The organism is Hornefia butyriciproducens (assembly GCF_009695915.1).
GTDB lineage: Bacteria > Bacillota > Clostridia > Peptostreptococcales > Anaerovoracaceae > Aminicella > Aminicella butyriciproducens.
This window is the reverse complement of the sequence record NZ_VUMZ01000001.1, coordinates 501,585-515,730: the sequence shown is the minus strand read 5'-3', so window position 1 is coordinate 515,730 and position 14,146 is coordinate 501,585. Positions and strand designations below refer to the sequence as shown.

The following is a 14,146-nucleotide window of genomic DNA, read 5'->3' as shown; positions in this document are numbered from 1 at the left end:
AACTGAATACATCAAAAGACCACTTGAGCTACGGTGCTACACTTGAATATTGTTTTAGTGTCCGGAAAACCGATCGAAAAGAATAGATGAATTCTACAGGAAACAAATCTTGCGGGATGCTCGGTAGGAGCCAGTGAAAACAGTCATTTTTTCAAAAAATAAAGAGGCTCTGAAATACTTAGAGTATCCTCCACCCCAACATATTTAACAGAGCCAGAATTCCCGCCCTGTAAACTGGTAAACCGTAAAATGCCGAGGAAATGAAACAACCCCTCAGCATATTGCAAGGGGTTGTTTCTGGTGCGCCACGGGAGACTCGAACTCCCAACCTACTGATTCGTAGTCAGGTACTCTATCCAATTGAGCTAGTGGCGCTTACGCATCTCACGTACCTTTTAATTATAGCGTGTTTAATGGCATTTGTCAAAGGGTTTTTCCATAAGTTCAGGATGTTTTTCATAAATTTACGATGATTTAAGAGCCTGCCTTTTTGGTTTGCCATACAGAGTTCTGGCTGATTCTTGGAACGATCATGAGATCGTTGACTGATGCCTGTGCCCAGGGATTCGGCCGATTTTGAATCCCGCTGCCGCAGGGTCCCGGACGAAACGCCTGAAAAGACCGCACCCCGTATCGTTGTCGTACAATACGGGGTGCGGCGCGTGTTTAAGGATAAACGATATGAGTTGTTATGCAGTGATAGCGTCTTCTTTCTTTACGTTCTTTTTCAGCTGTACGTCCGGTTCCTTCGGCAGGTGGAACAGCGGGATGAAGCGGTCCAGACCGGTGAAGGTCAGGATCAGCAGTGAGGCTACCGCGATGATCGCCATGAAGTTATACCGGATGAAATCGGTGTTCGCAAATTTGTACAGCGGGTAAACGTTGGCCGCAATTCCTACGTAGAATGCGAGGTAGACGTGCCACGGAATCAGCTGAGAACCGAATACGCCCATGGCATCGCCGAAGGTTGCGTTTCTGAGCTTGATACGGTACATATCTTCTTCGCTCGCTTCGATATTCTCTTCCGCGATATCTTTGATAATCGGTCCGACCGTTACGATCTGCGCCATTTCGTCGGACAGGATCGCGTTACCGATGATGCACAGCAGTCCGTTGCAGGTCATCAGCTGGCGTACGTTCCTGGAAATCGCAACGATGCCCTTGGCAATCGGGTCGAATGCGTTCATAGCAGCCATGATTCCGCCGAACGCGGCAACCCACATCATCATGACGACAACCCAGGAACCGGCGTCAGAGAATCCGCTCATGCACATATCCAGGTACTTCTGCAGACCGCCTTTGGCGAAGGACGTGGTTCCGGCCGGAAGCCCCAGGATGTAAGCGGACAGGATTCCGGAGCCGATGCAGATGAAGGTGTTCAGACCGATGACTGCCAGGACGATAACCAGAATCAGCGGGATGATCATGTACATTGCGACCGCGTTGTCAGTGCCGACCTGTGAAAGCAGGTCCACAGCCTGAGGACGCTTTGTCTTCAGGTACTCCATGGCGCTGTCCGGAATTGTGGACATGACGGCGGAGGTGTCTGCGTGCGTCGTGGGCAGGCCCATGACGATTCCCGCGATGATAAAGCAGATTGCCGCTGCGATCAGGCACATGATGGACCATACTCCCTGATACCGGATACGGTCGATGACTTCAACGCCCTGAATACCGGAGGATACGATCGTCGTATCGGAAATCAGACCGATGTTGTCGCCGAAGCATGCGCCGCCCGCAGTCGCGCAGGTAACCAGCAACAGACAGCCGTCCGTTGTGCAGGACGGGTCTACGATGTGGCAGAGCCACAGGAAAATCGGCGCACAGGCTGCGAATGTTCCCCAGGAGGTTCCGGTCGCAACAGACAGAACTGCGGTGGACAGCAGTCCGACAACGGCGATGTAACGGGCAGTGATACCCGCCTTCAGCGCCAGATTAATAACAGAGGCGCCGACGCCGGTGGACATGAATGAGTTCGCCATTGCGTAAGCGAACATCAGAATAAATAACGCTACAATAATGTTGGTAACGCTTTTGATGGCGGCAGACTGGCATTCCTTGAATGTCAGGTGCTCGGTGAAACGCGCGATGATAATTGCGGCGATGGTTGCCAGCGGCGCAGCGATCAGCGCGTCCTGCCCGGCGATCATGAGCCCCGCAAGGACGATGATCGGCAGGAATTTGATAATTGCTTTCAGGATTTTCATTCTCCCTCTCCTCGTTGATTAGTGATAACAAATAACAACTCGTTATATTTTTAACGCAAGACTTGTGCCATGACGGCAGGATCGGATAAAACGAGTCGATTCCAAGACGATTCGTCTCAGGTTGTGAGAATATGCGGACAGACAGAGAACGGATCCCTGGAATGAATCGAAAAAAACAGATATTGAATTGGAAGCGACCCATAAATGGAATTTATCAAAATAAAACGACCCGTAAACGGGTCAGAAATATGAAGAAGTATAAAAACCGCACTGTGAATCTCTGTTGCGAGATCCACAAGCGCGGTTTCCGAGTGCTTTGTCATATTGCAGCTATTATATCAGAGCTATTTACATCAGAACTTCCGTCACGAGTGTGAAATCATCTGAAAGAATTCCTTAAAGGTGATCGGTGCCTGAAAGGCCTCCTGCATGATGTAGGCCGCCAGACCCAGCGTTGCTACGATAATCAGGAACGCGAAGATTATAATTCTGATAAATTTCCACATTATATTACCCTCACTAACAGCCGTTACGGCTTCATTGTTTCACTAGTGGACAAGCCATGTGATGACGAACAGCAGTACGGAGAAAGCTGCGAAGCAGTAGGAAATAATTCTCCAGAGCTTGTACTGTTTGTCCAGCTTGGTTCTCTCTTCGGGAGATGGTTCTGCTGTGGCGAGAGCCAGAGCTTCCACGTCCAGAGCCTCCTGCGGGATCGGACGCTTGCGTACGTAGATCAGGTAGTATGCAATCGCCAGAACGTCCCAGATGATGTTGTACCAGATGGCGACAGGGTCGTAAGCCAGAACCAGCAGAATCGCGAATGTGATAATGCTGAACCAAGCGCCGAAGGTACCGGCAGGGCATTTCCACGGTCTCGGAAGATCGGGCTCCTTCTTACGCAGCATCAGGAACGAAAGGTAACCGATGATGTAGCACTGAATCTGGTTGTAGGAGCACATCATGGCAACGATCTTGATGGATCCGGAAAGAATGAAGAAGATTCCCAGAACGCCGCAGAGAACGACCGCGCGGTGCGGGCTCTTGTATTTCGGATGAACCTTGCCGAAGTATTTCGGGAAGTTGCCGTCTTCTGCCATGATATAAATGTAACGCGCCGGTCCGGCGATACAGGGGTTCATGGTAGAGAAGTCGCCGCCGAGAGTGATGCCCAGGCACAGGATGATCAGAGGCAGACCGACGATTCCTGCATACTGCATCGCAGACGCATACGGCGCCGCAGCGGTGTACAGGTCCGGAATGTGCTCGGACGGTGTCAGTGCACAGAGGAACCACTGGAACAGCAGGTTAACGGCCAGAACGCAGAACGGTGAGATCAGCAGTGCTCTCGGCAGAGTAATCTGCGGGAATTTGACCTCGGAGCCCATTCCGACGATGGTTTCAAATCCGAAGAAGCACCAGAGCACCAGCAGTACAGCCTGTGCGAATGCGTTTACTTCGTGGGGGATTCCTACGCCTGCGACCAGCGTGGTAACGCTGGAGAAATCTGCTCTGGCCAGCACAGTGGCAAACCATACCAGAGAGCAGGCCCAGAAGAAGAACATGAAGAAGTTCTGTGTCTTACCGTTCATTTCGATTCCTCTGTAGGAAATTACAGTAAACAGAATGAACAGTCCGATAGCGGGCATAATCTTCCACAGGAAGAGGTTCATATCCACATTCCCCTGGAACAGGTCGATCAGGGAATAATCGTTGTCATCCGTCGGAATGTGCATTCCGCATGCGTTCAGCAGTCTTACGAAGTAGTTGGAGAACGCCATGGATTCAGACGCGCCGATGCCGATCTGCGCCAGTGTGTAGTTCCAGCTTTCAAATACAGCAACAGGATAGTTGATTGCACGCTTGGCAAAGGAATACGTTCCTCCTGCCAGCGGCAGCGCCGCTCCCATTTCACCGTACATTGCGCACGGCCAGAGAATGAGAACGAACGAAATCAGTGATGCGAGAATAACGGTGCCACCCATAAGTCCGACGATCTGCGAACCTACGGTGAACAGTCCAACGCCGATGACAGCGCCGGCTGTTATGGTGACGCATTCCGCAAGTCCCAGAGTCCTGCTCAAGGATTGGGATTGAGCTTTGTCATCCATAAGATAATACCTCCTTACAAAAATAACAACTAATGGAAAACATATTATATATATAGTTCAGTTATATATATACGAATCAATGTGCGGCTCCGGAAGACGCTTCCTCCGGGGAGTTCCGCATCTGCTCCTGCTGCAGCCGGGAGGCCTTGAGCCGTCTGCGCTGGCTGAAGTAGGGAAACATGAAAACAATAGTGGGAATGTTGAAGGTGAGCCACATCCGCAGACAGAACAGGCCGAGACCTTCATACTGACCGGGAGCCGATACAAACAGAGGACGGATCGCGAGGATCGTGGCGGCGACAAAGCATACAACCGGAATGAGAAGTCCCGGATAGCGGCTCCTGAGTCCGCTGAGATATTTTTGCAGACTGATGATCAGATACATTGCGACAAGTGCCGACGGCAGAATGATGACCATCTGATTTGTGCTCATATTCAATAAAGCCTGCATCTTTGCGCTCTCCTTTCTCTGCACCTCTGGTTTACGCATGGTTCTGCAGTAATCTGTATGCGAAATCCCCGCAGTATGTGGGGATTCTGAATTTTATCTGAAGTTTCCAGAAATATTACATACAAATTTTATACTTCTTTCCGAATAAAGACATAGTACAAAGCGGAAATTGACAGAAAAAAATGAAAGTGATATGATTAAATTATAAAAAGACAGTTCCGATTTTTACTAATAATATAGCTATCATATCGACCATCGGTGCTGCGGATATAAGATGCAGGATGATGTGAGGACAGGAGGCGACGGGAGGCGATATGGCATACTTTATCAGCGACAGACAGGCCTTGGCATCGGATCGGGAGCGTTCGGCCTATACGCCTTTTGTTCCGGAGGTCCGGGGATGCAAAAGAACCGAGGAAATGATTGATAAAGGGCATCCTTTGTACACCGCACTCTGCAGTATTTCTACGCTGGAGAGCACATCAAATGAGATGGTTGTCTATCCGGTTGTTCCGGACGGCTGTATCAGCATGTTCTTTTATACGAGAGACAAACTGAATTATGCGAAGCTGTGCGGCGTGACGGACAGCATTCGGAAATTTATTGTTTACCCGGGGGATCAGATTCTGATTTTCCGGTTTATGCCGGGTCACTGTGAATCCTTTGTGAAATGCGATGGCTGTGAACTGACGAACAAGGCTGTTGACATTCAGGAGGTGATCCGTAACGGGCAGAGGCTGACTGAGATCGCGAAGAGAGAAATCTCTATCGAATGGAAGGCTCTTCTGATGTCCAGGGTTCTTCGCATGGAAACGAATGAGCGCGACACAGATTATCTGATCCGCTTCTGCACAGAGGCGATTCTGAAGAATAACGGCAACATCCAGGTGGCAGAACTGGCGAAGAAAAGCGGCTTCTCGCAGAGGTACCTGGGAAAGATTTTTGAGAGGTATATCGGCATTCCGCCCAAGACCTATGCGGAGATCATCCGGCTGCAGAGGTCGCTGCGTATGATTTTCGACCCGGAGAACAAATCCTCTCTGCTGGAGATCGCCATGGACAACGGGTACTTCGATCATGCGCACATGAACCGGGCGTATAACCGCTATCTAAACTGTTCATCGGGAGCTTTGAGGAGATCAGGGTTCTCAATTATAGATTACAACAAGGTTGAATCGTTGATTTAACAGGAAGGAGCCAGGAAAATGGCTGGAAAATATTATCTCGGTCTTGACAGCGGAACGACGGGAACCACGGCTCTTGTCATGGATCAGGACTGGAATGTGGCCGGCAGAGGCTACAAAGAACTCACGCAGCGTTATCCGCACCCGGGCTGGGTGGAGCACGATGCGATGGAGATCTGGGACAGTGTGCTGTACGCGGTTTCGGAGGCTTGCAGAAAGGCCGGCATTAATGCGACACAGCTGCGCTGCATCGGTATTGACAATCAGGGCGAAACGGTTGTGCTGTGGGATAAGACGACCGGCATCCCGGTCTATAACGCGATCGTGTGGCAGGACAGACGCACGGCCAAATATGCGGATTCCATCACGGAGAAATACGGGAATATGGTCCGGGAGAAGACCGGACTGATGATAGACGCGTATTTCTCGGCCACAAAGATTCGCTGGATCATCGACAATGTGCCGGGCGTCCGGGAAAAGATAAAAGAAAAGAAGATCCTCGCAGGTACGCTGGACACCTGGCTGATCTGGAAACTTACCCACGGGCAGGTCTTTGTGACGGATGTGACGACGGCAAGCAGGACAATGCTGATGAATATTCATACCGGTCAGTGGGATCAGGACATTCTGGACGCGCTTGACATCGACAAAAGCATGCTGGCTGAGATCTGCGACAGTTCTCATATCTACGGGAAGACTGATCCTCTGGATTTCTTCGGAACGGAGATCCCCATTTCCGGCTCCGCCGTAGACCAGCAGGCTGCGCTTTTCGGACAGGCCTGCTATAAGCCGGGAGCCATTAAATGTACCTATGGTACGGGCTGCTTCATGCTGATGAATACGGGAGACAAGCCGATTTATTCCAGGAACGGAATCCTGACAACGGTCGCCTGGGGACTGAACGGGAAGATGACCTTCGCGCTGGACGGAGGCGTGTACGTAACCGGAGCGGCAACCCAGTGGCTGAGAGACGGGCTGAAAATCATCGACAACGCTGATCAGACGGAGGCGATGGCGGTTGCAGCCGGAAACAACGGCGATGTATATTTTGTTCCCGCATTCTCAGGATTGGCGGCGCCTCACTGGGATTCCTACGCGAGAGGAACTATCATCGGCATCACCGGAGGCACCACGAGAGAACAGATCGTCCGGGCGTGTCTGGAAGCCACAGCCTATCAGGTTAAGGACAATCTGGACGTGATGAAGCTGGACGCCAACATTCCGATTACCGCGATGAGAGTAGACGGCGGAGCGGTTGCGAACGGGTTTCTGATGCAGTTCCAGGCTGATATTTTGGGAATTCCGGTCGATATTGCGGCGGTGCATGATACAACTCCTCTGGGTGCAGCGTATCTGGCGGCGCTGGCTATTGGCGATTTCCATGACCTGGATGAGATTCAGGCTAAGTGGAAACTGGAGCGCAGCTACGAGCCGAAGATGAGTGTGGACGAGAGGGAAACTCTTTTGTACAAATGGCACAAGGCCGTGGAGAGATCGAAAAACTGGGCTGAGGATTAAGGCACGGCCCTGTTGATAAATAGTGTCTGCTCATTAAGCTCCATCGGACTTAACGAGCACGCATTAAATATTACAACGACGACAAAAGTTTACAGCTTTATGGAGGGTAAAAAATGAGTAAGCAAATGCTGTTCAGTCCTGGCCCTGTTATGACCAGAGATAATGTGAGAGCATCCCTGATGCATTATGACATCTGTCATCGCAGCAAAGAGTTCGAGGCGATGTACGCCGGTCTGCAGCAGAAGATCCTGAAGATTTTTAACGCAGACGACACCTATAAGGCAGTGGTCGTATCCGGCTCCGGAACCGCCGCGAATGAGACTGTGCTGTCCTCTATTTTCAACGACGGGGAGAAGGCTCTGCTGATCCGCAACGGAGAATTCGGAAACAGGCTGAAGCAGATCCTGGATCAGTACAAGATTCCTTATGTAGACTGCTCTTTCGACTGGGGCAAACCGGTAGATGTTGATGCGGTAGAAAAGGCGCTGGCGGAAAACCCGGATGTTAAGGTCATCTGCATGGTCTTCCATGAGACATCCTCCGGCATGATCAACCCGGTTCCGGAAATCGGCAGGCTGGCGGACAAATACGGCAAAATGTATTCCGTCGACTGTGTATCTGCGGCGGCGGGACAGAATATCGATGTGGCGGAAAATCACATCACTTTTGCAACCTCCGTCGGCGGGAAATGCGTCGGAGCCTATCCGGGAAGCGCTTACGTCTGCTTCAAGGAGGACGTCGCGAAGACACTGACTCCGGAGATGGGGAAGAATGTCTACCTGAATCTGGCGAGACATTATCAGAAGGCTGTGGAATGTAACCAGACGCCGAATACGCCGAATGTGACTCTGTTCTGGGCGCTGGACAAGGCGATGGAGAACATCCTGACCGAGGGTCTGGACAAGCAGATTGCCAGATACCGGGAGTGTGCCGGAATCCTGAGGAAGGGCATGAAGGATCTGGGGCTGCGTATGCTGCTGCCTGAGGAGCAGATGTCCAACACTGTGACCTCCGTGTTCCTGCCTGAGGGCAAGGATCTGGAGTCGTTCCTGGCGGCGATGGAGGCCGACGGCTATACCGTTTACGCCGGCAAGGGCGTGTTCTATGAGCAGAACATGTTCCAGGTGGCGAACATGGGCGAGATTTATCCGGAGGACTGCAAGAAGTTCCTGGAGGTTCTGGCGAAGAACATCAAGTAGATTAGAACTAACTTAATCAGACCATACATATAATGCCTTTGAACGGCGTGTCGCTTTACCGCGGCACGTCGTTCGTGCTATAATGAGCCCATGAGATTACATTACAAAGGACAATTCAGCGGCGACCTGCGGTCCCTGCCGCGCGGAGAGCGGCGGCTGGGCGCGGTACCCTTCCGGGAGCCGGAGTCGATAGGCGAGTTGGCGAAGCTTACCTCCGTTATCGCGGTGGTCTGTTTCGTTCCGCTGTTTCTGCTGTATGAATGGCTGGGACATGTACCGCCGTTTTTCGCAGCCTGTTTCGGCGTGCTTCTCTCCTTCGCGGCGGCGCTGCCGCATGAGTTGCTGCACGCGGTCTGCTTCCGGGAGGACGTTTATTTGTACCACAACCTGAAGCAGGGCATGCTTTTTGTGGTCGGACCGGAAACCATGAGCCGGAACCGGTTTATCCTGATGTCGCTTCTGCCCAATCTGGCGTTCGGTGTTCTGCCGTTCGCAGTTTTCCTGCTGAATCGAGAGATGACGGTTCTGGGCGCAATGGGAATGACGGCGATTCCGATGGGTGCGGGGGACTACCTGAACGTCTGGCACGCAGCGCGTCAGATGCCGAGAGGAGCCCGGACTTACCTGGATGGATTCCATTCCTGGTGGTATATGCCGGGGGAGGATCGGGACAGATAAAAACGGGAACAATAGAACGCTGTAAAAATATTAAGTTCGTATATATACGAACAATACGGCCGAAGACGTTCGATTTTTCTCTTTTATGAGCAGGCTTCCGGGGGAGTTTCGGTCACCCTGTGATATAATGACTGTGTATTTTTTGACTGCACAAATCAGAGTCGGAAACGAGCATTAACCACGGATATATTGTAGTAGACAGAAAGGAAGTAAACTATGGGCGGTTTCTTTGGAGTGGCTTCTAAGACGAGCTGTACCAATGATTTGTTTTTTGGGATCGATTATCATTCTCATCTCGGCACGCGCCGGGGCGGCATGGCCGTGTACGGAGAGGACGGATTTCACAGATCCATTCATAATATAGAAAATTCTCCGTTCCGGACCAAGTTCGACGGAGATCTGGATGAGCTGGAGGGGAGAATGGGAATCGGATGCATTTCGGACATGGATCCGCAGCCGCTTCTGATTCGTTCTCACCACGGGAGCTACGCGCTGACCACGGTGGGAAAAATCAACAATGTGGAAGAACTGGTGAATCGGGCCTACGAGCGGGGGAATTCCCACTTCATGGAAATGAGCGGCGGCAAGGTCAATGATACAGAGCTTGTCGGCGTGATTCTGGATCAGGCCGGAAATCTTGTGGACGGACTTCGTCTGGTGCAGGAATCCGTAGACGGATCAATGTCGATTCTCCTGATGACGCCTACCGGGATATACTGCATGAGGGATCGTCTGGGCAGAACTCCGGTGGTGATTGGCAGAAAGGATGGCGCATTCTGTGCGTCCTTTGAAAGCTCCGCATATATCAATCTCGGCTATGAGGATCACTATGAACTGGGGCCCGGCGAAATTGTGCATATGACCTGCGAAGGAATCGAAACGCTGAGCCCGGCCGGAGAGGAAATGAAAATCTGCACCTTCCTGTGGGTGTATTACGGATATCCGACTGCCTCCTATGAGGGTGTCAATGTTGAGGCTATGCGGTACCGGTGCGGGAGCATGCTGGCGAAACGGGACGATGTGGACGCGGACATCGTTGCGGGTGTGCCGGACAGCGGCATCGCCCATGCTATCGGGTATGCAAATGAATCCGGGATTCCTTACGCCCGTCCGTTTATCAAGTATACTCCGACCTGGCCGCGATCTTTCATGCCGACCCGGCAGAGTCAGAGGGACCTCATCGCGCATATGAAACTGATTCCGGTTCAGTCGCTGATTCACGACCGTTCCCTGCTTCTCATCGATGATTCCATCGTCCGCGGCACACAGCTGGGACAGACCGTACAGTACCTGTATCAGAAGGGGGCGAAGGCGGTGCATATCCGTCCGGCCTGTCCTCCGCTGATGTACGGCTGCAGGTATCTGAATTTCTCCCGGTCCAGATCAGAGTACGATTACATCACCCGCCGCATTATCCGGGAGAGAGAAGGCGAGGATGTGAAACCCGAGGTTCTGGCGGATTATGCAGATCCCGACAGCACGAATTACTGCGAAATGCTGGAGGAAATCCGCAGGCAGCTGGGCTTCACGACCCTGGCGTACCAGCGTCTGGACGACCTGATCGAGTCCACCGGCATCGAACCCTGCAGGCTGTGCACCTACTGCTGGAACGGGGAAGCCTGACACGTCGAGTGGTATTCTACGGCGCGGAGGCCTAACACGTCGAGCCAGAAGCGAAGGTGGAAAGAGGTAATACAAAATGAAACAGAACGTGAAAGATATAACTGTGGTCATCGGGCATAAGAATCCGGACACGGATTCCATCTGCTCCGCAATCTGCTACGCGGAGCTGAAACACCGGATCGACGGCAGAGAATACATCCCCGCGCGGGCGGGCGAGGTCAACAATGAAACAGCCTTTGTGCTGGATTATTTCGGCGTTAAAGCTCCGAGGATCATCACCAATATCACCACACAGGTCAGAGATATCGAAATCCGGGACACCCCGGGAGTGAACAGGACTTTGTCGATTAAAAGAGCCTGGCAGATGATGCAGGAACGGGACGTGGTGACGCTTCCTATCGTTGACGGCGAGGGAGAGATGGAAGGTCTGATTACGGTCTCGGACATCGCTCACAACATCATGGATGTGTACGACAACCGGATTCTCTCGCGGGCGCACACTTTGTACTCCAATATCCTCGACACCATCGACGGCGAGATGATCCTGGGAGATCCATCGGTCGTTTTGGACGAGGGAAAGGTGCTGATCGCTGCAGCGAATCCGGATCTGATGGAAAACTATATTGAGAAAAACGACATCGTCATCGTGGGAAATCGCTATGAATCTCAGCTCTGCGCCATCGAGATGGAGGCGCGGTGCATCATCGTCTGCGAGGGCTCGCCTGTGTCCAAGACCATTCGGAAAATGGCTCAGGCACGAGAGTGCTACATCATCAGCACTCCCTATGATGCGTTCACGGTATCCAGTCTGATCAATCAGAGCATTTCCATCGGGTATTTTATGAAGGACGCCAAGAAACTGACCATGTTCGACGACACAGACTATATCGACGAGGTTAGTGACGTCATGAAAAACAAAAGATACCGGGATTTTCCGATTATCGGCGGAGACGGGAAATACATCGGCATGATTTCCCGTCGTAACCTGCTGGGCGCTCAGGGCAAGAAGGTTATTCTGGTGGATCACAATGAGCGGAATCAGTGTGTCAGCGGCATTGAGTACGCCGATATTCAGGAAATTATCGACCACCACAGGATCGGAGCGCTGGAAACCATCTCGCCGGTATTTTTCCTGAACAGGCCGGTGGGGTGCACCGCAACGATTATTTATCAGCAGTACAAGCAGTACGGATTTGATTTCGACCGGAAAACGGCGGGACTGCTCTGCAGCGCGATTCTTTCGGATACGCTGATGTTCCGTTCGCCCACCTGCACCGAGATAGATGAGGCGGCGGTCCGGGAGCTGGCTCCGATTGCGGGAATCAATGTGGAGGAGTATGCGGATCAGATGTTCTCGGCGGCCGGCGATCTGGAGGGAAAGTCCATCGACGAGATTTTCTATCAGGACTTCAAACGGTTCAACGCCGGAAACGTGAATTTCGGCGTCGGCCAGGTTGTGTCCATGAACCGGAACGAGCTGCTGGGGCTGAAGGAGCGCCTGCTGCCGTTCATGGAACAGGCGCGGGAGGATCTGAAACTGGATATCATCTATTTCATGCTGACGAACGTGCTCTCCGAGGCGTCCAGCATTATCAGTGCGGGCGAAGGCGCATCTGAGCTGATATATGATGCGTTCCGGGGCAGTGCGGTCAGCGCGGTTCCGCATCCGGAGGATCCGGAGCTGATTCATCTCATCGGAGTCATGTCGAGAAAGAAGCAGCTGGTTCCCAGAATCATCACAGCGCTGCAGGATCGGAAATCGTAGGAAACAGCGGAAGTCCGGCGAGGCGGTTCTGCTCTGCGCGCCGGAAGACATCTGTTGCTGTTTCGCGAAGCAGCGGAGCGGCGTTTTTAATCGCGTCCTCGATGCTTCGGCTGCCGCGCAGAGTGACGATTTCAGTCAGGCCCCGGGACAAAAGAAGATCCGCATCGGGCGTCCGGTCGCCGCACACGGCGACGCAGGGGACGCCGGCGGCTCTGCACCGGCGCGCGACGCCCTGACAGGCTTTGCCGCCGGCCGTCTGACCGTCAATCCGGCCTTCTCCGGTGACGACCAGATCGGCGCCGACAAGCTTTCGGTCGAACTCCAGAAGATCCAGAACGGCGTCGATGCCGGAGCGTATCTCCGCATGACAGAACGCCAGGAGGCCGAATCCTAGTCCACCGGCAGCACCGGAGCCGGGGATTTCATGGAGATCGGTTTCCGTATACCGTTCAACGATATCTGCATAATGTGTGAGCCCCTCCTCCAGCAGAAGCTGCTCGGCGGGGGAGGCGTTTTTTTGTGCGCTGAAAACCATGGTGGCGCCGTCTGGACCGAGGAGCGGGTTGGTGACGTCACAGAGAACCGTGACCGTGACGTTTTTCAGGAACTCATCGCAGGCTGTTTTGTCGAGGGATCCGATTTTCCTGAAACTGGACGGAAAGGGCGGCAGGACTTGTCGATGAGAGTCCAGAAAGCGCACTCCGAGAGCCGCCGCCATGCCCATGCCGCCGTCATTTGTAGCGCTTCCGCCGATTCCGATGAAAATGTTACAGCAGCCCCGCAGCACTGCGTCCTGCAGCATTTCTCCGGTTCCGTATGTGTTGGAGCGGAGGATGTCGCGGTCATACGGAGATACCCGCATCAGACCGGAGGCCGCGGCCATTTCCATCACGGCAGTATTCCCGTGTATTCCGTAATCCGCTGTAATTCTGCGTCCGAGAGGATCGTGGAGACGCGCGTGGATCCGGCGCGCCCCTGTGGCGGACAGAATACAGTCCATCGTGCCCTCCCCTCCATCCGCCAGCGGGAGGGTCAGAATTTCCGCATCAGGCCAGACATCGGCTGCGGCGCGCGCGATGATGCCGGCGGCGTCAGTGGCACACAGCGATCCTTTGAATGAGTCCGGTGCGATAATGATTTTCATAGCAGCCTCCTTCTGTAACAGTAACTTCCTTTCTGCTACAGTATATTTATGGTTAATAATTCTTACAGACAGCAAGGAATTATCTTCAGTTTACCTGATGTGTACGCATTTTTCAATCAATTCCCTTTACGCATTGTGCGCTCAGCCGTTGTGTGCACAGCCATCGAATGCGCCTCAGATATCAATAATACAAGGAGCCTGTTCGATGGCCTGCCGCAAGGTTTTTAGGAGATTCATCCAAACAGCCCTGCGACAGCGGAATTCGT

General features: G+C 52.7%; 11 protein-coding genes and 1 tRNA gene. 6 read left to right on the top strand and 6 right to left on the bottom strand.

Annotation, left to right across the window (positions count from 1 at the left end):
• Positions 1 to 298: 298 nt before the first annotated feature.
• The 5 genes from FYJ64_RS02330 to FYJ64_RS02310 form a co-directional block, all read right to left on the bottom strand.
• Positions 299 to 375 (bottom strand) — tRNA-Arg (locus FYJ64_RS02330).
• Positions 376 to 689: 314 nt separating this feature from the next.
• Positions 690 to 2,207, bottom strand: a complete 1,518-nt coding sequence (locus FYJ64_RS02325) for a Na+/H+ antiporter NhaC family protein (protein ID WP_206045506.1) — start codon at positions 2,205 to 2,207, stop codon at positions 690 to 692.
• 365 nt (positions 2,208 to 2,572) lie between these two features.
• Positions 2,573 to 2,713 (bottom strand): hypothetical protein, encoded by a 141-nt coding sequence (locus FYJ64_RS02320; protein ID WP_154573623.1) that lies wholly within the window; start codon positions 2,711 to 2,713, stop codon positions 2,573 to 2,575.
• A 42-nt stretch (positions 2,714 to 2,755) separates the two neighbouring features.
• Positions 2,756 to 4,318: an APC family permease gene (locus FYJ64_RS02315; RefSeq protein WP_154573622.1), complete on the bottom strand. Its 1,563-nt coding sequence runs from the start codon at positions 4,316 to 4,318 to the stop codon at positions 2,756 to 2,758.
• 76 nt (positions 4,319 to 4,394) lie between these two features.
• Positions 4,395 to 4,769: a hypothetical protein gene (locus FYJ64_RS02310; protein WP_154573621.1), complete on the bottom strand. Its 375-nt coding sequence runs from the start codon at positions 4,767 to 4,769 to the stop codon at positions 4,395 to 4,397.
• A gap of 314 nt (positions 4,770 to 5,083) precedes the next feature.
• Here FYJ64_RS02310 and FYJ64_RS02305 point away from each other — a divergent pair, with 314 nt between their 5' ends.
• From FYJ64_RS02305 to FYJ64_RS02280, 6 genes are all read left to right on the top strand, one after another.
• Complete coding sequence (locus FYJ64_RS02305; protein ID WP_154573620.1) at positions 5,084 to 5,956, top strand: helix-turn-helix transcriptional regulator; 873 nt, start codon at positions 5,084 to 5,086, stop codon at positions 5,954 to 5,956.
• 18 nt (positions 5,957 to 5,974) lie between these two features.
• Positions 5,975 to 7,471 carry a glycerol kinase GlpK gene (gene glpK, locus FYJ64_RS02300; protein WP_154573619.1) on the top strand — a complete coding sequence of 499 codons (1,497 nt, stop codon included), beginning with the start codon at positions 5,975 to 5,977 and terminating at the stop codon, positions 7,469 to 7,471.
• A 113-nt stretch (positions 7,472 to 7,584) separates the two neighbouring features.
• Positions 7,585 to 8,670, top strand: coding sequence for a pyridoxal-phosphate-dependent aminotransferase family protein (locus FYJ64_RS02295; protein ID WP_154573618.1), 1,086 nt, complete (start codon positions 7,585 to 7,587; stop codon positions 8,668 to 8,670).
• 90 nt (positions 8,671 to 8,760) lie between these two features.
• Positions 8,761 to 9,348: a DUF3267 domain-containing protein gene (locus tag FYJ64_RS02290; RefSeq protein WP_154573617.1), complete on the top strand. Its 588-nt coding sequence runs from the start codon at positions 8,761 to 8,763 to the stop codon at positions 9,346 to 9,348.
• Positions 9,349 to 9,564: 216 nt separating this feature from the next.
• Positions 9,565 to 10,971 (top strand): amidophosphoribosyltransferase, encoded by a 1,407-nt coding sequence (locus FYJ64_RS02285; RefSeq protein ID WP_154573616.1) that lies wholly within the window; start codon positions 9,565 to 9,567, stop codon positions 10,969 to 10,971.
• 76 nt (positions 10,972 to 11,047) lie between these two features.
• Positions 11,048 to 12,736, top strand: a complete 1,689-nt coding sequence (locus FYJ64_RS02280) for a putative manganese-dependent inorganic diphosphatase (RefSeq protein WP_154573615.1) — start codon at positions 11,048 to 11,050, stop codon at positions 12,734 to 12,736.
• On the opposite strand, the gene FYJ64_RS02275 is transcribed toward FYJ64_RS02280, so the two are convergent.
• Positions 12,708 to 13,880 (bottom strand): glycerate kinase, encoded by a 1,173-nt coding sequence (locus tag FYJ64_RS02275; RefSeq protein ID WP_154573614.1) that lies wholly within the window; start codon positions 13,878 to 13,880, stop codon positions 12,708 to 12,710. The two genes, FYJ64_RS02280 and FYJ64_RS02275, sit on opposite strands and share 29 nt — an antisense overlap.
• Positions 13,881 to 14,146 lie beyond the last annotated feature (266 nt).